The organism is Saccharomonospora glauca K62 (assembly GCF_000243395.2).
Taxonomy (GTDB): domain Bacteria; phylum Actinomycetota; class Actinomycetes; order Mycobacteriales; family Pseudonocardiaceae; genus Saccharomonospora; species Saccharomonospora glauca.
In genome coordinates, this window is the sequence record NZ_CM001484.1 from 484196 (window position 1) to 501640 (window position 17445).

A 17445-nucleotide genomic window follows, 5' to 3' on the forward strand; every position below is an offset into this window, starting at 1 on the left:
GTCAGTGGGCGCCGCGCCCGGCCAGCACGGTGACGACCTCGCGACCGAGGGCACGGACGACGGCGTGGACGTCGTCGGGGCGATGCCGGGGCACGTCGCCGATCACGAGCCGATCGGCGACGGTGCTCTCCGCCGCGCGTAGTGCCAGGTCGAGGTCCCTGGTGAACACGGCGACGTGACGGGCCCCTGGCTCCGGCGACAAGCCCGTGGACAGGGCTTCCTCGACGGTGGACGCCACCGACAGCGTCACGACGGGGCCGAGGACCCCTCGGTGAGGCGACTCCTCGGGGGAGACGCCGGTCACCAGGGTCGGGAGTACGAAGGGCCCCGAGTGCTCGCCACCGGTGACGACGGTCGCGCCTCGGGAGACCGCCTCGGTCACCGGGGCCAACGCCCGGCGAGCGGTGTCGGCGTCGGCCAGCGGGCCCACCGTGACGGCGGTGTCGTAGGGCTCGCCCGTGGGTTGTGCCCGCAGCGCCGCGGCGAGAGCGGTGACGAACGGCTCCGCGCACTCGGCGTGCGCCACGACGTGCCGCACCGGTGGGTGGCATCTGCCCGCCCAGTCGGCGACGGACGCGGCGACGGCCGCCGCTGCGGCGTCGAGGTCGGGCCAGTCGGGCAGCACGACGGCGCGGGAGTGCCCGGTGGGAGAGGTGAGGGGACACAGCCGGGGGTCGTCGGCGAGCAGGTCGGGGGTCTCCAGGGGCAACACCGAGAACGGTCGGGGCGGTCCCGGTTCGGAGGCGAGGGTGTCGGCCAACACCTCGGCGAGTGCGAGGGTGGACAGCGGTGCGCGAGGAGTGGGTGTGAGCACCACCGAGGTGTCCACGACGAGGGCGGCGGCGACGGCCCCGGCCGCGCTCACCAACGGCCGGTGTGGCGTGACGATGCCGAGCGCCGCGCCGCGCGGCGCCCGGCGGGTCAGCACGATCTCGCCCGCCGAGGAACCCGCGGAAAGGCCCGGACCGGCCGCCGTCGACCGCATTTGGCCCGCGAAACGTGCCGCGTGCCGCAACGTCGCCACGGCGAGTCGCACCTCCGCGGCGGTCTGGGTCAGCGGGGCGGCGGACTCGGCGGTGAGGAGTTCGGCGAACTCCTCACCCCGCTTCTCCACCTCGGTCGCCATCCGGTCGAGCGTGTGACCGGCGGTGGGCGCGCCCGCCGACCGTTTTTCGCCCGCGAAATGCGCCGCGCCCGCCACCGCGCGCTCCACCTGTGCCGCGTCGGGCAGGGAGACGGTGGCGACCTCGGTGCCGTCGTAGGGGTGGATCACGGGGCGTTTCTCGCTCCCGTCCTCGGGGACTCCGTCGATCCACACGGGGCGGGGGCGCGGGGTGACGGCCTCCATCGGCTCCATGCGCGTGACCGTAACCGCCACCTGGGAGAATCGCTCGTCGGTCGGCCTGCGACGATGGAGGCAGACTTTCGTCGCAGTGAACGTTGAGGAGTCCGACAGTGTCAGATGGCCCCGTGCTCGTGGTGGACTACGGTGCGCAGTACGCGCAGCTCATCGCCCGACGGGTCCGCGAGGCGCAGGTGTATTCGGAGGTCGTTCCCCACACGACCCCCGTGGACGAGCTCCTCGAGCGCAACCCGTCCGCCATCATCCTGTCGGGTGGACCCGCGAGCGTGTACGAGGAGGGCGCGCCCGGCGTCGACCCGGCGCTGTTCGACGCGGGTGTCCCCGTGTTCGGGATCTGCTACGGCTTCCAGGCCATGGCGAAGGCGCTGGGCGGCACCGTGGAGCACACGGGCACGCGGGAGTTCGGTCGCACGGAGCTCGGGGTCACCGGTGGGGCCTTGCACGAGGACCTTCCCACCCGGCACCCGGTGTGGATGAGCCACGGTGACTGCGTCACGAAGGCCCCCGAGGGCTTCGCCGTCACGGCGGGCAGCGACGGCGCGCCGGTGGCGGGGTTCGAGAACGTCGAGCGCAAGCTCGCCGGGGTCCAGTACCACCCCGAGGTGGCGCACTCCCCGCACGGCCAGGAGGTGCTGCGCCGGTTCCTGCACGACATCGCCGGTATCCGCCCGAGGTGGACCACGGCGTCGATCGTGGACGACCAGGTGGAGCGCATCCGCGCGCAGGTGGGGGACGGGCACGCGATCTGCGGCCTGTCCGGTGGCGTGGACTCGGCGGTGGCCGCGGCCCTGGTGCAGCGCGCGATCGGGGATCGCCTCACCTGTGTCTTCGTCGACCACGGCCTGTTGCGTGCGGGGGAGCGGGCTCAGGTGGAGCGCGACTTCGTGGCGGCCACGGGGGTGAAGCTCGTCACCGTGGACGCCGCTGATCGGTTCCTCACGGCGCTCGACGGTGTCACCGACCCCGAGCAGAAGCGCAAGATCATCGGCCGGGAGTTCATCCGCGTCTTCGAGCAGGCCGCGCGTGAGGTCAAGGCTCAGGGCGACGTGGAGTTCCTGGTGCAGGGGACGCTGTACCCGGACGTGGTGGAGTCCGGGGGCGGCGCGGGCACCTCGAACATCAAGAGCCACCACAACGTGGGTGGGCTGCCCGACGACCTCCAGTTCACGCTCGTGGAGCCGCTGCGCCTGCTGTTCAAGGACGAGGTGCGCAGGGTGGGGCTCGAACTCGGGCTGCCCGAGACCATCGTGCACCGGCAGCCCTTCCCCGGCCCCGGCCTCGCCATCCGCATCATCGGCGCGGTGACCTCCGAGCGGTTGGAGACGCTGCGGGCCGCGGACGCGATCGCGCGTGAGGAACTCAGCGCCGCCGGACTCGACTCCGACATCTGGCAGTGCCCCGTGGTGCTGCTCGCCGATGTCCGCAGCGTCGGGGTGCAGGGCGACGGCCGCACGTACGGGCACCCCGTGGTGTTGCGTCCCGTTTCCAGCGAAGACGCCATGACCGCCGACTGGGCTCGGCTACCCTACGACGTGCTCGAACGGATCTCCACACGGATCACCAACGAGGTAGCCGAGGTGAACCGGGTGGTGCTGGACGTGACCAGCAAGCCACCGGGGACCATCGAGTGGGAGTGAACGACACGGGACCTGGGGGTTGGTAGCAGTGTGGATCGCGGGCGTGGTGTTGCTGGTTGTCGCGGTCGCTGCCTTCTTCTACATGAAGCACACGCGCGACGAACTGCACGCCATGATCGGCACTGAGACGTTCTCGATCCCCGAACTGGAGCGGTATCGCGCCGCCTCCGACGAGCTCGGAGGCAAGGGCGCGTTCCGTAAGACGGCCGAGGTCGTGGGCGCCGCGCATCCCAGGCCCGAGGGACCGCTGACGGCTGAGCTGTCGAAGGTGGAGTGCGTCTGGTACCGCTACCGCATCGACCGGCACTACGAGGTGATCGAGTACCGGGACGGCAAGCGGTACCGGCGCAAGCGCACCGAACGGGTCGCCGAGCACACCTCGCACGAGGGCTACGCGCTGATCGACGACGAGGGCCGCACGATCGGGGTCGACCCGAACGGCACCAACCCCGACGGGGTGGAGCAGACCGTCAGCCGGTTCGAGCCCCATCGGGGCCAGCAGGGCAGCATCGAGCTGTTCGGCATCAAGCTGCCCGCGTTGTTCGGTCGGGGTGACAGCACCATCGGCTACGACTACAAGGAGTGGGTCATCCGCCCCGGCCAGCGGCTGTACATCCTCGGCGAGGTCCACGACCGCATCGGCCCCCTCGTGATCGGCAAGCCGAGGGAGAAGGGTCACTTCATCATCTCCACCCGCACGGAGGAGGAGCTGCGGCAGCTGCGGGTCCGGCGGCACAAGTTCCTGGCGATCGGCACGGTGGCGAGCACGGTCGTGGGGCTCGGGCTGATCGTGGCGGATCTGTTCGTCTAGCCGACCGGAGCCGTCAGCGTTCGCGTTTCCGGGGCCGCATCGACGACACCAGCATGAGCACTCCCACGGCGACGGCTCCGCCCGCCAACAGCCAGCGCAGGGCCACCTCCCCGAGCCAGGTGTGGGCGTCGGTGAGGATGTAGAACGAGACGAACAGCGTCGCGATGCCCGCGAGCAGGGAGAACAGGTCCCACGTGCGTGGCGCGGACTTTCGGCCGTCGTCAGCCACGGAGTACCTCCACATTCCCCGCTCCGGTCTGAGCGGTCAGCGTGATCCGGGGTCCACCTTCGCCGTCGACGCCGTAGTCGACGCCGCGAAGCTCGGGAATCCGGATGCCCGTGCGTTCTTGCCCGAGGCATTCCATGGTGCCGACTCCGGCCTCGCAGTTGTACCGGACGTCGGCGTCGGGCGGAACGATCACCGCGAGGTTGCCCACGCCGACGCGCACGGTGGTGGTCACCCGGTCGGTACCGGAGAGCCGGGTCAAGTCGATCAGAAGGTCGCCCGCCGTGCGCTCGTAGACGGGCAGTACCTGCTCGGCCGACGCCGGTGTGGTCTCGAGGTCGCCGAACCCACCCCCGACGTGGGGCAGCGGAACCACACTGAGCACGAGACCCGCGAGCGACAGCGGGACCGCCAGCCACACCAGCCCCCGGCCTCCTCGCCGGAACGAACCGACGACCATGCCGAGGCCCAGCACCGCGAGTACCAGACCCACGACGTGCGCCGGGGTGAACCACGGCACGCCCTCCGCGGCGAGCGCCGCCCCCGCTCCGCCGACGGCCAGCGCCAAACCCATCACCGCGATTCCCACCTTGGACTTCCGGCGGGGTGGTGCGGGCGGCTCCGACTGCGGCGACGGGGCGGGGGAGGTCTCGTCCGGCAACCGCCAGCCCAGGGGATCGGCCCCGAGCGGATCCCAGGTCGGCGGCGCCGACGACACGGGTCGTCCCCACACGCCCGTGTCCCCGGTGACCGTGGTGGTTCCCGCTGTCCCCGCAGCGGGGACGGTGGGCGTCGGGCGGCGGAGGTGCCCCCTGCTGCGGTGCAGCAGATAAAGCGCCGCCACAACGAGCGCCAGCCCGAAGAAAGCGCCCCCGTCGAACCAGCTCCCCGAAAAGCTCCACAGCCACATCGGGACGAGCACCACGCCCAGCGCGAGTGCGAACCCCTTCGGCATCGAACTCTGTCCCTGCCCGAAGAGGCTCTCGATCCCCGACACCTCGTCCCCCTCGCCGGGGAGGAGCAGCCAACCGAGCAGATAGACGGCGAGCCCGATTCCCCCGAACACCGTCAACACGACGAACGCCACTCGTACGACGGTCGGGTCGATGCCGTAGCGGTATCCGATACCGGACGCCACTCCCGCCAACTTGCGGCCGTGGTGTGGACGCCGGGGTCGGGAGACCCAGAAGTCCTTCACCGTGTCCTCGAAGCCTTCGATGCGCTTCGCGGAGTCCGTCGTGTTCATGCGAACAGCATGCTCGACTCCCCCGCCGCGGACATCGGGGAGTAACCCTGATCCTTCCTCGGGGGCGGGCCAGGGGGTCCGGGATGCTCTCAGGGGTTTCCCCGATGACCTCGGGGTCCGACCGTGTGACGATGGCTGTGTGGAGGAGCAGGTGACCGGCGAACCGGGGGCCGAGGAGACGCGGGAGCCGCCCGAGAACGGGGCGTCCGAGTCGATGCCCTCGCGGACGGGGGCCGCGAGCGAGGCGGGTGTGTCCGTGACATCTGCCGGCGGAAGGCGTCTTCCCTCAGCGGGGGAGCTCGACGAGCCGCCGAAGATGTACCGGCGCCGTACGGGCCGGGCGCTCGCCGGTGTCGCCGGAGGGCTCGCCGACCACCTCGGCGTCAACGTCCTCTGGGTCCGGGCGACGTTCGCGGTGCTCTCAGCGTTCGGCGGGGTAGGACTGTTCGCCTACGGGCTGCTGTGGGTGTTCGTTCCGCAGAGCAAGGGGGAAGAGCCGGCCGCTCCCGAGTCGTCCAAGGAACGGCAGCAGGCGTTCGGGCTCATCGCGCTGGGCGTCGGCCTGACCTTCGCGGGCGGTGCCATCACCGGCCTGTTCAGCGGCTGGGTGGGGGTGCCGGTCGCCGTGGCGCTCGTCGGTGCCGCGGTGGTGTGGCGCGAGGCTGACGAGTCGCAGCGCAGGCGGTGGCGGGACGGCGCCCGCTCCGGCGTGGCGGGGGTGCTCGGCGGCGGTGGGGTCCGCCCGATCGTCCGGGTGCTCGCGGGCGGGGCGCTGGTGGCCACCGGCATCGGTGTGCTGGTCTTCCGCGGCGGCAGCTTCGACCAGGTGCAGTTCGCACTGATCGCGGTGCTGGCGACGCTGATCGGGGTCGCGGTGCTGACGGTGCCGTTCTGGCTGCGGTTGATCCGGGACCTCGGTGAGGAACGCCGGGCGAGGATTCGCACCGAGGAGCGTGCCGAGATCGCCGCCCACCTGCACGACTCGGTGTTGCAGACGCTGGCGCTGATTCAGAAGCAGGCCGACATGCCGCGTGAGGTGGCGCGGCTGGCCCGAAGTCAGGAGCGGCAGTTGCGGCAGTGGCTGTACGGGCCGTCCGGCTACGGCGCGAAGCGGAGCACGGCGGAGAACACGCGGGAGACCACGAGCCTGTCCGAGGCGTTGGCCACGGCCTGCGGTGAGGTGGAGGACACCTTCGCGATCTCGGTGCAGCATGTGGTCGTCGGGGGCGAGGTCGAGGTCGACGACCGGCTGGGCGCGTTGATCCAGGCGGCCCGTGAGGCCATCGTGAACGCGGCCAAGCATGCGGGGGTCGAGGAAGTCAGCGTGTACGCGGAGGTCGAGAACGACGCGGTGACGGTGTTCGTGCGGGACCGGGGGAAGGGCTTCGATCCGGACGCCGTTCCGGAGGACCGGCATGGCCTCGCGGACTCCATCAAGGGCAGGATGGAGCGTAACGGTGGCAAGTACCGGTTGCGTACCGCGCCGGGCGAGGGCACCGAGGTGCAGTTGGAGATGCCGCGTAGGGCCGCGGACAGGAGCGCGCAGGGGGCGAAGTGAGCACAGCCGAGCAGGAACGACCCGTGACGGTGTTCCTCGTCGACGACCACGCGTTGTTCCGAGCGGGAGCCCGCACGGAGCTGGAGTCGGTGAGCGACGAGGTCCGGGTGGTCGGCGAGGCGGGGTCGGTGAACGAGGCCGTGGCCGGAATCCGCCGGACCCGGCCACGGGTGGTGCTGCTCGACGTCCACATGCCCGACGGCGGTGGGGCCGAGGTGTTGCGCAAGGTGCGGCCCGAGCTGCCCGACGTGGTGTTTCTCGCGTTGTCGGTCTCCGACGCCGCCGAGGATGTGATCGCGGTGATCCGTGCGGGCGCGCGCGGGTACGTCACCAAGACGATCTCCTCGCGCGAGCTGGTGCGTGCGGTGCTGCGGGTGGCCGACGGCGACGCGGTGTTCTCGCCGCGCCTGGCCGGGTTCGTGCTCGACGCGTTCGCCGACCGTCCCGGCGCCGAGCCCATCAACGACCCCGACCTCGACTTGCTGACCCCGAGGGAGCGGGACGTGCTGCGGTTGCTCGCGCGCGGCTACGCGTACAAGGAGATCGCCTCGGAGCTGTTCATCTCGGTGAAGACCGTGGAGACCCACGTGTCGAGCGTGTTGCGCAAGACGCAGTTGTCCAACCGCTACGAGCTTTCGCGCTGGGCCTCCGACAGGCGGCTCGTCTGACCCCGGCGGGCCACGAACCCGGCCAGCGCCAGCGCGCCGAGAATCCCGAGACCGGCCGACGCCACGCCCACCGACTGGCCCGGCGGGCTCCAGTCCAGCTCCAACAGTCCGGTGTGCGTGCCCTCGGGCAGTGTCACGGTGACCAGTCCGGCCGGTGTCGTCTCCACCGGCACGGCGACGCCGTTCACGGTGGCGCGGTAGCCGGGCCAGGCCAGCCGCGCGAACACGAGCCGGTGTTCGGTGGAGCCGGTGGCGGTGAAGCGCACGGTCTCCCCGGTGGCGCCCGTGGCGCCGTGGACGGTGGTGGCGTCGGTGACGTCCAGTCCCGGTGAGGCCCACGTCAGGGTCGAGTTCGGCCATTGTGGCGGTGCCTGGCGGCGCAACACGGTCACCACCTCGTCGCGTTCGCCCACCCGCCAGCCCGCAGGCGGTTCCGCCGTCTTCGTCTCGGGCACGAGCGCGTTTTGCACCACCACCGTGGTGACGCCGAGCAGGTCCGCGAGAGGCGCGCCGTCGAACTCGGTGGGACGCCACAGCGCGTCCCACGCCTCGGGGCAGGTGGTGGAGCCGGAGTTGTTGAGACAGAAGGTGTCGATGAAGTCGAGGAAGCCGAGGCCGGTGTAGGACACCAGCGACTCCACTCCCGCCGCGGCGTAGACGTTGCCGAACAGGAAGTAGCGCCACGCCCCGTCCGGGTGCAGTCCGAGCGTCTGCTCCGCCGTGGTCAGGTCGGCGATCTGCATGACCTCGCCGGGGTAGCGGTCGGCGAACCGGGCCTCCAGCTCGGCCACCGAGTGGGGGTAGTAGAGCTGGGAGACGTTGGTGTTCTTGGGCGCCATCGCGAGTTGGTAGCCGAGGACGACGGCCGTGCCCGCACACAGCAGGACGGCTAACCGGGTTCCGCTCGTGACGCGGTACCGAGTGAGGACAACCGCGGTGAGCCCGGCCACCAGCACCCCGCCGCCCACGTGCCACGGCCAGTTCTCGGGGGTGGCGGCCCAGGCCAGGTACACGCCGAGCGCGACGATCGCCGCCGTCGCCACGCAGCGCGGGCGCGGGCGGTCGGTGCGCAGTCCCGCCGACAGCGTCACGGCGAGCACGACCGCGGCCGCGAGGAAGCAGTACTCCAGATGCCGGATGGGCCAGCGGAACAACCACAGCTTCGACGGTCCGAGCGCCGCGACCGCGAACACCGCCGCCACCACCAGGGGCGCGAGCAGCAGTCGCCAGCGTTGCCGTACCACCCGCCAGTTCAACCAGGGCACCAGCGGAAGCACGAACCACGCGAAGTACGCGGCGGGAACGGCGAGTCCGGTGCCCCCGAAGACCCCGATGTAGGGCAGGTGGGTGGGGGTACTCGACGCGAGCAAGTCGGTCAGCCCCGGTACGAGGAAACCGTCGTTGACCACGGTCGTGTCGCTGCGCCAGGTCACCGAGGAGCTCGCCAGCAGGGGCAGGAACACCAACGGCACGAGGAGGGCGGCGCAGGTACCCAACCCGAGTATCACCACGGTGCCCCTGCCCTTGCGGCGTACCGCGAATTCCACGAGCAGGCCCAGGTGGACGACCGCGACCCCGAGCGCGCCGTAGGGGTTGCCCGCCGTCACGGCGAGCGCGGCGGCCCCGAACGCCCACAGGGGATTGATGCCGCCGCGCGCCGCCCGGCGGGCCGTCCACCACACATGCGGCACGTACGCGAACGCGATCAGCCCGGAGGCCCAGGAGCCGGCGTCGAAGTAGAGCACGTAACCCGCGAACGGCAGTGCCACGGCGAGGGCCGCGGCGGCGGGTCGGGCCGCCCCGTACTCGCGGCACAGCAGGTACACCCCGAGCGCGAGCAACACCAGGAACTCGGTCTTGACCAGCACCGCGGCGACGGCGAGGTCGGGCAGCGCCGCCACCAGAAGGTAGTTCGCGACGTTGACCGGGTTGTAGACGCCGAACAGGGCCTCGGCCGCGAGGTTGCCACCCATCCAGGAGTCGACGTCGAGCAACGGGGGCCACTGCCCTTCCGCGATCCGCTCGCCCAGGCGGCGCCACATCGGGAGGAACTGGGCGGCGCTGTCGTCCCAGAAGTAGAAGATGCGGTTGCGGACGAGCGGGAGTTGCGCGAGCAACGCCACCGCCACGCACACCCCGGTAGCCGTCCAGAATCCCGTCGTCCGGCGGGGTCGGGGAGGGGGTGCGGCGTCGTCGGGTCGGACGTGGGGAGCGGCGGTCGTGGTGGTCGTCATGAGCGGACCTCCGTGGCGTGCTCGGCCCAGCGCGGGCGAGTGCGCCGCTCCGTGAGGATGTACTGGGCCACGAGGAAGGTCACGGGGATCGCGACCGAGGCCGCGATCAGGGGGGCGATCCTCTCGTCGACTGCGAACACGTTCACGAGCAGGTACAGCCCTGCCGAGGTCACCACGAAGTTCGTGACGTTGGAGAGGGGGAACAGCAGGAACGTCCGCAGGCGGGGACGAGTGCGGAACGTGAAGCGGCAGTTGAGGAAGTACGACCCCACCATCGCCAGGACGAACGCGACGACGTGTGCCAGCAGGTAACCCAGGACGAGCCGCAACAGCAGGTAGAGGCCCAGGTACGTCGCCGTGTTCACCACACCGACGGCGGCGAACCGCACTAGTCGTCCACGCACGGTGCCTCCGGCGCGGTGGTGTGGCTGGTCTCCTTCACGAGGAAGTGCGGGCGCTGTTTCGTCTCGTGGTAGATCCGGCCCAGGTACTCGCCCAAAACCCCCATCAGCAGCAGCTGCATCCCGCCGAACCCGATGATGCCGCACATGATCGTGACGTAGCCGGGGGCCGTGGTGCCGTGGAGCAGGGCACCGATGACGAGCCACAACGCGTAGCCGAACGCGGCGGCCGTGCACAGCGCGCCGAGGTACACGGCGAGCCGCAACGGCCGGTGGTTGAACGACAGGATGCCGTCGATGCCGTAGTTGATCAGGGATCGCATCGACCACTTGCTCTCGCCGTCGGTCCTCGCGACGTTCTCGTAGTCCACCACGGCCGTGTCGAAGCCGATCCAGGAGAACAGGCCCTTGGAGAATCGATTGCGTTCCTCCAGCGACAGCAGAGCGTCCACCGCGCGCCTGGTCAACAGCCTGAAGTCGCCCACCCCGTCGGTGAGTTCGACGTCGACGAGCCGGTTCATCATTCGGTAGTACGCCCGAGACGCCGCCGTCCGGACCCGCGCTTCTCCCGTTCGGGTCCGCCGGGCGACCACCTGGTCGTACCCCTTGTCGATGAGGGCCACCATGTCCCCCAGCAGCTCCGGTGGATGCTGCAGATCGGCGTCGAGGATGGCCACCAGGTCACCCGCCGCGTGCTTCAGCCCCGCCAGCATGGCCGCTTCCTTGCCGAAGTTGCGGCTGAGCGACAGGTATCGGAACCGCGAGTCCGATCGCGACATGGCGCGAAGCTGTCCGAGCGTGTCGTCGGTGCTGCCGTCGTCCACGAGGATGACCTCGAAGTCCTCGGCCAGCGGCGGCAGTACGTGCAGCAACGCCGCTCTCAGGCGGGGCAGGCAGGTTTCCTCGTTGTAGCACGGGACGACGACGGAAAGACGCATTGTCCGCTGCTTTCGGTTCGGCCGGCACACGAGGGGAGCGGCGATGCGCGCGAGCCGGGTGGCCCGAACGACACTGCGGTTCCCACCCCTTGCTTGCCGACCGACCGAGACGGGAAACCTGGGTTCAGACCATTGGGTGTCATCCGCCCACCGGACGGAGGACGGCGGCGACCGGGCCTAGAGGACCACGACGACCGCGATCACGGCCAGCACGACGACGAGGGCCGCGAGTGCCCACAGCAGGATTCGCCGCGCCGACGGTGCCGGGTCCGAGGCCGCGGGGACCGAGGTCTTCGAGGGACCGGCGGAGGCCGGTGGCACCCGTGGGGGTCGCGGCATGAGCGGGACCGTGGGCATGGCCGGTGCGGTCGGTGGCACGAACCCGGCCTGCCTGCCCTTGCTCACGGCGCGGAGCGCGGTGACCGTGTCCGCCAGCGTCGGCCGTAGCTCGGGGTCGGTGCGCAACAGTTTCTCCAGGGCCGCCGTCAACGGTCCGCTGCGCGAGGGCACCACGGGTGCGCCCTCGCCGTCGGGACCGAGGGGCGGAGTCCCCTCCACTGCCTTGAACAGGGTGGCGCCGAGCGAGTACGCGTCGGACTGGGAGGTGGGCGCCGCGCCGCGCTTGACCTCGGGCGCGAGGTAGGCGGGGTCGGGATCGCCACCGTGGATGCCGATGTCGGTGAGCTTGACACCGCCGTCGTCGGCCAGCAGCACGTTGCCGGGTTCCACGGCGCCGTGCACCACTCCCGCACCGTGCGCGGCGGAGAGTGCCGCCCCGAGTGCCGCACCCAGGTAACCGGCCTGTTCCGGGGTGAGTGTGCCGTGCTCGGCCAGGAAGTCGGCCATGTTGCGCGACGGCACGTACTCCATGACGAGCCATACCTCGTCGCCGTCCTGCAGTGCGTCGTACACCGTCACGGCGCTCGGGTGGACCACCTGCATGGCGAGTTTCGCCGCGGCCAGCGCCGTCCGCCGCGCCTCGTCGGGGTCTTTTGCCGGGTCGAGATACATCGGTTTGGCCGCGACCGTGCGGTGCAGCAACGTGTCGAAGGCCAGCCACACGATGCCGGCCCGGCCTCGGCCGATCGGCTGGTCGAGCCTGTACCGCTCACCGACGAGAGCGCCTTCGGTGTTCTTCACACAACCCCTTGTATCGCGATGCCAGTCAAACGCACATCAACGAAGCTGCTGTGGTCACTATGTGGTCTCTTCTGTGCCCGACGGTTCCTCGGGGCTGGGCGAGTCCGGTTGTCCGGGGTCGGGATCGTCGCTCCCGTCCCCTCCGCCGGGCGGGTTGGTGTCGCTGTCGTCCGGTGTGGAGGTCGGCAGATTGTCCGTGGGGCGGAGGTCGGTGGTCGTGATGTCCCAGCTCTCCTCGTCAGTCGGGAGCGGGGCGTCCTGGATCGGGGCATCACCGGGGTCGGAGTCCGTCGGCACCGGGTTGTTCTCCACCGGCTCCTCGGAGGTGGTCGTCGTGGGCTCGCTCGACGAACTCGTCGAACTCGGCCAGGACTGCGTGGTGCCCACGGGCCGCTGGTCACCGGGCTGCTCGGTGGAGTCGTCGCCACCGCCGCTGCCGAATATCCAAATGACGAACGTCGCCATCCCGATCACCACGACGGCGCCGATCATCGCGGGGATCTTCCAGTTGCCCTTCTCCTCGGTCTCCTCCGGGGCGGACGGGGGCGCGTCGTAGTCGCGGTCTCGCTCGTCGTAGCGATCGTCGTAACGGTCGTCGTAGCGATCGTCGTACGCCGCTGCGTCGGCGGGGACGGCGCGGGTGGGCTGGGGGCCGGGGGCGACCGACGTACGGTCGTAGCCGTCGTAGTCGTCGTAGGGCTCGCGGGGTCGTGCCGTCGTAGGGGCACCCTCGTCGTAGTACTCGTCGGCCGGATAGCGGTCGTCGTAGTCGTCCTCGTAGCCGTCGTAGTCGCCGTAGCTGTCGTAGTCCCCGTAGTCCTCGTAGTCACCGTCGAGCCGGGAGGTCCGGCCGTCCGCGTGGTTGGCGGCGACCGCACCCGCGGCCCCACCGGCCGCTCCCGCGCCGGCGGCTCCCAGCACGGCGGTGCCGCCACCGGGCCTGGGGTGTGCGTGAGTGGGGTCGTCGGGGCCGCCGAGCGGCGTCTCCCCACGGGCGACGGCGGCCAGCAGCTCCTCGCACTGCGCCGCCGTGGGCCGATGTGCCACGTCGGGGTGCAGCATCACGGCGAGCACACTGGTCAGGGGGCCGGACCGCCGAGGCGGGTTGATCTGCCCCGCGGCCACGGCGTGGAGCAGGCCCAGGGTGTTCTCGCTCAATCCGAACGGCGGCTGTCCCTCCGACGCGGCGTACAGCGTGGAGCCGAGGGAGAAGACGTCGGAGGCGGGGCCCGGCTCGCCTCCGATGGCGACCTCGGGGGCGAGGTAGGCGGGAGTGCCCGCGATCATGCCGGTCTTGGTGACCGTGACGTCGTCCTTCGCCCGCGAGATGCCGAAGTCGGTGATCTTCACGACCCCGTTGTCGGCGAGCAGGATGTTGCCCGGCTTGATGTCCCGGTGGACGATGCCGACGGCGTGCGCCTCCTTGAGTGCGGCCGCGACCTGAGCACCGATCCTGGCCACTTCGACGGGCGGCAGTGTCTTCCGGTTCTGGAGCTCCTGAGCGAGGCTGGTCGACGGCAGGTACTCCATGATCAGGCACGGCTGACCGTTGTCGTCCGTCACCACGTCGAACACGGTGATGGCGTTCGGGTGGTGCAGTCGTGCCGCGATCCGCCCCTCGCGCATGGTGCGCTGCCGTGCGTCCTCGGCCTCGTTCTCGTCGAGGCCGGGCTGGAGCAGGAGTTGTTTGATCGCGACCGTTCTGTGCAGCACGTCGTCGTGCGCCTGCCAGACGGCACCCATGGCACCGGTCCCGATCCGCTTGATGACACGGTAGCGGCCGGCGACCAGGCGACCCTCGTCGCTCACGCGACCTCCTTCGGGCTCGCACATACCGGAGTTCGTGTGCCGGCTTACCGAGACCGACCCACGACAGACTAGGCTGATCACCCTACGCACACACGGGGGGCACGCTCGGGGAAAAGGCTCACACCCCGATCGAGGGCCACGGTAACGGGCTCACAAGGCCGATGAGCTTACAGGGTGTGGACGAACCGCAACACCGCATGGTTGATGACTGGCTGCGGAACGTCACCGCACTCCGGAAAACTCGCGTGGTCCTCGACGGTGGCCCGTGGTACGGGTTCATGGTGTAGACGCCGCGGGCGGCCGCTCGGTTGGTTCCGGAGAGCGGAAAGTCCCGGGAAGTGGGAATTCGTCGAGCGCGGCGGCACCGGTGATGCCGGAGGGCTCCGTGGTCTGTCCCTTGCCCGGCGGCTCCTCGTCGTTCGCGAGCACGGCCGCCACCACCACCGACACCACGACGGCGGTCGCGGCCAACAGCAGGGCTATCAGCTTGGCTCTGCGGGCGAACAAACTCTCGGGCTCCTCGACGAGGGCGGTACCCACCCCGCCGAGCTCGCCCGAAGGGTCGCCGGCTGACGCGTCATGTCTGTCGAAGGTCTCGCTCGGAGGGTTCGGATCGGTCGGGTCGTCGACGACGACCGTCGGCTCCTGCCCCTGGTGGCGCCGGTCGTGCACTGCCTGCCCTCGCCTGCGTCGGTGTGTGGCCGCTGTCCTGCCGTTCGATGTGTGGACTTCCGCGACCCAGACAACTCGTTCGTTGAGCCGTTTACCAGGGTTTGTCGGTGGAGGGCACGGCGTGGACGACGAACGGCGCTTCGTGTCACCCGAGCAGAGTAATTTTCAACCGTTCACCGACTTGCACGTGCAAGCGAATGGGTGAAAACGTGCGCTTCGGCGAGGGTGGAGGGGCCAGTGCGGCACCTCGCGGGGACACGATCGGGCTCTGACCACACGGACGTCGTCACAGCGTGTCAGCCTCGATCAGCTCGTCCTCCGAGAACACGAGCTTGCGGGTCTGCCGTTCGCTCGTGCCGTCCACGTACGTGACGTCGAGCGTGTTGAGCGTGTAGCCCTCGTGGGGGTCGACGTAGACTTCCCGTACCTCGAAGTAGGCGACGTCGGCGTACTTCGCGGCGAGACCCTCGGGGCCAAGGGCGGCGAGCTCGCCCGTGGTCAGGGCATGCGCGGCGGCCGGGTCCTCGGTGACGAGATTGAAGTAGTCCTGGGAGACCTGTGCCAACGTGCCACTGTCGTACGGTGCCCACAGAACCACCGGGGCCCTCCCCGTGGGGGCCGGTGTGACCGGCGGTTTCGAGGGTGCGGCAGGGGCGGGCTCGGACTCGCCGATCCCACTTTCCGGTCCCTCACCGGCGTCGACGACGGGGGTGTCGTAACCGCCGGGTTCGCCGGTTTCGTCGCCGGGGCCCGAGGTGGGTGCGAAACCGCTCTCCCGGTGCGTGGTGGGGACGGTTCCGACGGGGGTGTCCGTCTCGTGGCCGTTGTCGTCCTTCTCGGCGTCGGACGTGGGGCCGGAACGCGGGGCGTCCTCGTCGCCGCCGCCCGGCAGCGTGGGTTGCCGCGAGCTGTTGTCCGGCCAGGTCTCCAAGGCCCTGGTGCTCTCGGAGGGCTCACTCACCAGCGCCGTGCCCACCAGCAGCATCGCCGCGACGGCGGCGCCGGAAGCCGCGCTGGCGAACCACGCCGCCTTGCGCCACGTGCGTGGCGGGGTGACCGACGCGGGCACCGATCCGAGGTTGAACTTGCCGAGGCCACGGGGCCGGGCTGCTCGGTGGCGACCGTTCTCCTCGTCCGCCGCGTGCGCTCCGCCCGTCGGAGTGGTCAGCAGCACTCGTCTGCGCCGGGTGACGGGTTTCTCGGGGGCGGACTCGTCGTCCGTCACGGGGAGGACGCCGCTTTCGGAGGTGAACTCGGCGTCGGCCGCGATCGGTGAGGTGATCCGGGGGATCGGTTCGGTGCGGGCGTGGGAAGCGCCCCCGCCGTCGGCCGTGGGTGGGGTCCATGTTCCCGGAGCCGGTCGGTGCCGGTGCTCGGGAGCTGGAAGGACGGGGACCGGGGCGGTGTCCGGCCCGTGGTCGGGCTCGTCCCACGAGGTTACGGGATCGACGACCGAAACCGGTTCGGTGTCGTCGATGTCGGTGGCTCGGCCGAGCTCATGGGGAACGTCGGATGTGTCGTTCATGCCGGGTGGACGCCTCCTCCCGTTGCTGCCACCGCACCGGACGGTGTCGTCGTGGCCGGGTCGGGACGAAGGATGTCGCGCGTTCGCGTACCGGCATGTGATCCCGCACATGCGGTTCGGGGGACTGCGAGGTCCGCGACACCCTTCGCGCTCACCTGAAGCAGGGTAGGAGTTTTTGGCCCCGGCGGTGGGCCGGGAACGCCGACGACCGGCCGAATCACTCGGTCGTGCGCACCGGCGGGACGGATGCCGACGTCACCGCCGATCGGTCACCCACCGCTGCGATAGCGCGCCTGGGTCGACTGCAGGGCCTTGGTCGCCACCGCGCCGGACCCCGCGGCGAGCAGCACCGCCAGGATGTCCATCGTGGTTCCACCGGCGGTGAACAGCAGTGCCACGACGGCACCCGCGACACTGCCTCCCGCGATCGGCCACCGCGACCGCACGTAGTCGGCGATGGGGCCGCCTCCCGCCCGCCTGTTCGCCGCGCTGTTCAACATGGCCAGGTAACCGGCGTGCGCGAGCGCGGCGAGCAGGCTCGCGATCGAGGCCACGACGGCGATGATGTTGATGATGTCCATGACACTAGTGTGCCGTCGACTCGCGGAACCCCGGGTCGGGGAGATCCCTGAAATCGGGCGGTACCGGCGGTGGCCGACGGGGCGACTCAGCGTCCCAGGCGTCCCCGGCCGAGGTTGAGCAGCGCCATCGCGAGCTGCCTGCCCTCGGGGCCCAACTCCCGGTACCGAGCGAGGACGTCCATCTCGCGGTTGTAGACGATGCGGGGCCCGCCCGCGGCCATCCGGGCCGCCCCGATCTTCTTCGACACCTCGGCGCGGCGCTTCACCAGCCTGAGGATCTCCGCGTCGAGCCAGTCGATCTCCTTGCGGAGTTCGTCGATCTCCTCCGCGGTGGTCGTTTCGGTCCGGCCTGCTTCGTCGGTGTCGTGAGTCTGGGCGTTCATCGTGACCCCTTCTCGCTCGTGGAGCCGGTCCGTCCCGAGACGACGAAAGCCCCGGGTCCGGTGGACTCCGAGGCTTTCGTGACGACTTGTGACACTACGCGATCACGGGAGCCGGAGTCCGGTTCCCGTAGAAAAATCGAAACGCGTCGTGCCGCACGTCGCCGAGTATGCCACACGGTGAGCCCTCGGGGTCGGCGGGTGGTGTGGGTCACGGCGGTCGAGGGTTCGGGAGCGGCGACTAGCATCGACACGT

At 70.5% G+C, this 17445-nt stretch carries 16 protein-coding genes; 4 read left to right on the forward strand and 12 right to left on the reverse strand.

The genetic code is table 11. The annotated features are described in order from the left end of the window. Position 1: 1 nt before the first annotated feature. Positions 2-1357: an aldehyde dehydrogenase family protein gene (locus SACGLDRAFT_RS02465; RefSeq protein ID WP_005461498.1), complete on the reverse strand. Its 1356-nt coding sequence runs from the start codon at positions 1355-1357 to the stop codon at positions 2-4. A 98-nt stretch (positions 1358-1455) separates the two neighbouring features. Between SACGLDRAFT_RS02465 and guaA the strand changes: the two genes are divergently transcribed. Both guaA and SACGLDRAFT_RS02475 read left to right on the forward strand, forming a co-directional pair. Beyond that, the gene (gene guaA, locus SACGLDRAFT_RS02470; protein ID WP_005461500.1) at positions 1456-3000 is read left to right on the forward strand and encodes a glutamine-hydrolyzing GMP synthase; all 1545 of its coding nucleotides are present in this window, start codon (positions 1456-1458) and stop codon (positions 2998-3000) included. A gap of 28 nt (positions 3001-3028) precedes the next feature. Then, positions 3029-3811 carry an E3 ubiquitin ligase family protein gene (locus tag SACGLDRAFT_RS02475; protein ID WP_005461501.1) on the forward strand — a complete coding sequence of 261 codons (783 nt, stop codon included), beginning with the start codon at positions 3029-3031 and terminating at the stop codon, positions 3809-3811. A gap of 13 nt (positions 3812-3824) precedes the next feature. Here the strand turns inward: SACGLDRAFT_RS02475 and SACGLDRAFT_RS02480 are convergent, their stop codons facing one another. Together SACGLDRAFT_RS02480 and SACGLDRAFT_RS02485 are read right to left on the reverse strand one after the other, a co-directional pair. After that, complete coding sequence (locus tag SACGLDRAFT_RS02480) at positions 3825-4055, reverse strand: hypothetical protein (protein ID WP_005461503.1); 231 nt, start codon at positions 4053-4055, stop codon at positions 3825-3827. After that, positions 4033-5283, reverse strand: coding sequence for a PspC domain-containing protein (locus tag SACGLDRAFT_RS02485; protein WP_005461504.1), 1251 nt, complete (start codon positions 5281-5283; stop codon positions 4033-4035). Before SACGLDRAFT_RS02485 ends, SACGLDRAFT_RS02480 begins: the two co-directional genes overlap by 23 nt. Positions 5284-5497: 214 nt before the next feature. Here SACGLDRAFT_RS02485 and SACGLDRAFT_RS02490 point away from each other — a divergent pair, with 214 nt between their 5' ends. Beyond that, positions 5498-6841 (forward strand): ATP-binding protein, encoded by a 1344-nt coding sequence (locus tag SACGLDRAFT_RS02490; protein WP_083852976.1) that lies wholly within the window; start codon positions 5498-5500, stop codon positions 6839-6841. Continuing rightward, on the forward strand, positions 6838-7509 hold the full coding sequence (locus SACGLDRAFT_RS02495) for a response regulator (RefSeq protein ID WP_005461507.1): 672 nt from the start codon (positions 6838-6840) through the stop codon (positions 7507-7509). The genes SACGLDRAFT_RS02490 and SACGLDRAFT_RS02495 overlap by 4 nt, the downstream gene beginning before the upstream one ends. Here SACGLDRAFT_RS02495 and SACGLDRAFT_RS02500 read toward each other — a convergent pair. The 9 genes from SACGLDRAFT_RS02500 to SACGLDRAFT_RS02540 all read right to left on the reverse strand — a co-directional run bounded on the left by SACGLDRAFT_RS02500 (position 7467) and on the right by SACGLDRAFT_RS02540 (position 17192). Beyond that, positions 7467-9743 carry a hypothetical protein gene (locus tag SACGLDRAFT_RS02500; protein WP_005461509.1) on the reverse strand — a complete coding sequence of 759 codons (2277 nt, stop codon included), beginning with the start codon at positions 9741-9743 and terminating at the stop codon, positions 7467-7469. The genes SACGLDRAFT_RS02495 and SACGLDRAFT_RS02500 overlap by 43 nt on opposite strands. Beyond that, complete coding sequence (locus SACGLDRAFT_RS02505; RefSeq protein WP_005461512.1) at positions 9740-10147, reverse strand: GtrA family protein; 408 nt, start codon at positions 10145-10147, stop codon at positions 9740-9742. Before SACGLDRAFT_RS02505 ends, SACGLDRAFT_RS02500 begins: the two co-directional genes overlap by 4 nt. Then, on the reverse strand, positions 10132-11082 hold the full coding sequence (locus SACGLDRAFT_RS02510; protein WP_005461513.1) for a glycosyltransferase family 2 protein: 951 nt from the start codon (positions 11080-11082) through the stop codon (positions 10132-10134). Before SACGLDRAFT_RS02510 ends, SACGLDRAFT_RS02505 begins: the two co-directional genes overlap by 16 nt. Before the next feature lie 177 nt (positions 11083-11259). Continuing rightward, entirely contained in the window at positions 11260-12222 is a 963-nt protein-coding gene (locus SACGLDRAFT_RS02515; protein ID WP_005461514.1) for a serine/threonine-protein kinase, read from the reverse strand. 57 nt (positions 12223-12279) lie between these two features. Beyond that, positions 12280-14031, reverse strand: coding sequence for a serine/threonine-protein kinase (locus SACGLDRAFT_RS02520; RefSeq protein WP_005461515.1), 1752 nt, complete (start codon positions 14029-14031; stop codon positions 12280-12282). Positions 14032-14307: 276 nt separating this feature from the next. Further along, complete coding sequence (locus SACGLDRAFT_RS21465; protein ID WP_005461516.1) at positions 14308-14703, reverse strand: hypothetical protein; 396 nt, start codon at positions 14701-14703, stop codon at positions 14308-14310. Positions 14704-14989: 286 nt separating this feature from the next. Further along, entirely contained in the window at positions 14990-16228 is a 1239-nt protein-coding gene (locus tag SACGLDRAFT_RS02530; RefSeq protein ID WP_005461517.1) for a hypothetical protein, read from the reverse strand. 269 nt (positions 16229-16497) lie between these two features. Beyond that, positions 16498-16809 (reverse strand): hypothetical protein, encoded by a 312-nt coding sequence (locus SACGLDRAFT_RS02535; protein ID WP_005461518.1) that lies wholly within the window; start codon positions 16807-16809, stop codon positions 16498-16500. A gap of 86 nt (positions 16810-16895) precedes the next feature. Beyond that, positions 16896-17192: a chorismate mutase gene (locus SACGLDRAFT_RS02540; protein ID WP_005461519.1), complete on the reverse strand. Its 297-nt coding sequence runs from the start codon at positions 17190-17192 to the stop codon at positions 16896-16898. Positions 17193-17445 lie beyond the last annotated feature (253 nt).

Bases quoted from the DNA above. Each gene is read 5' to 3' on its own strand.
- SACGLDRAFT_RS02465 (WP_005461498.1), bottom strand. From the start codon at position 1,357: ATGGAGCCGATGGAGGCCGTCACCCCGCGCCCCCGCCCCGTGTGGATC.
- SACGLDRAFT_RS02480 (WP_005461503.1), bottom strand. From the start codon at position 4,055: ATGTGGAGGTACTCCGTGGCTGACGACGGCCGAAAGTCCGCGCCACGC.
- SACGLDRAFT_RS02485 (WP_005461504.1), bottom strand. From the start codon at position 5,283: ATGAACACGACGGACTCCGCGAAGCGCATCGAAGGCTTCGAGGACACG.
- SACGLDRAFT_RS02490 (WP_083852976.1), top strand. From the start codon at position 5,498: ATGCCCTCGCGGACGGGGGCCGCGAGCGAGGCGGGTGTGTCCGTGACA.
- SACGLDRAFT_RS02500 (WP_005461509.1), bottom strand. From the start codon at position 9,743: ATGACGACCACCACGACCGCCGCTCCCCACGTCCGACCCGACGACGCC.
- SACGLDRAFT_RS02510 (WP_005461513.1), bottom strand. From the start codon at position 11,082: ATGCGTCTTTCCGTCGTCGTCCCGTGCTACAACGAGGAAACCTGCCTG.
- SACGLDRAFT_RS02530 (WP_005461517.1), bottom strand. From the start codon at position 16,228: ATGAACGACACATCCGACGTTCCCCATGAGCTCGGCCGAGCCACCGAC.
- SACGLDRAFT_RS02535 (WP_005461518.1), bottom strand. From the start codon at position 16,809: ATGGACATCATCAACATCATCGCCGTCGTGGCCTCGATCGCGAGCCTG.
- SACGLDRAFT_RS02540 (WP_005461519.1), bottom strand. From the start codon at position 17,192: ATGAACGCCCAGACTCACGACACCGACGAAGCAGGCCGGACCGAAACG.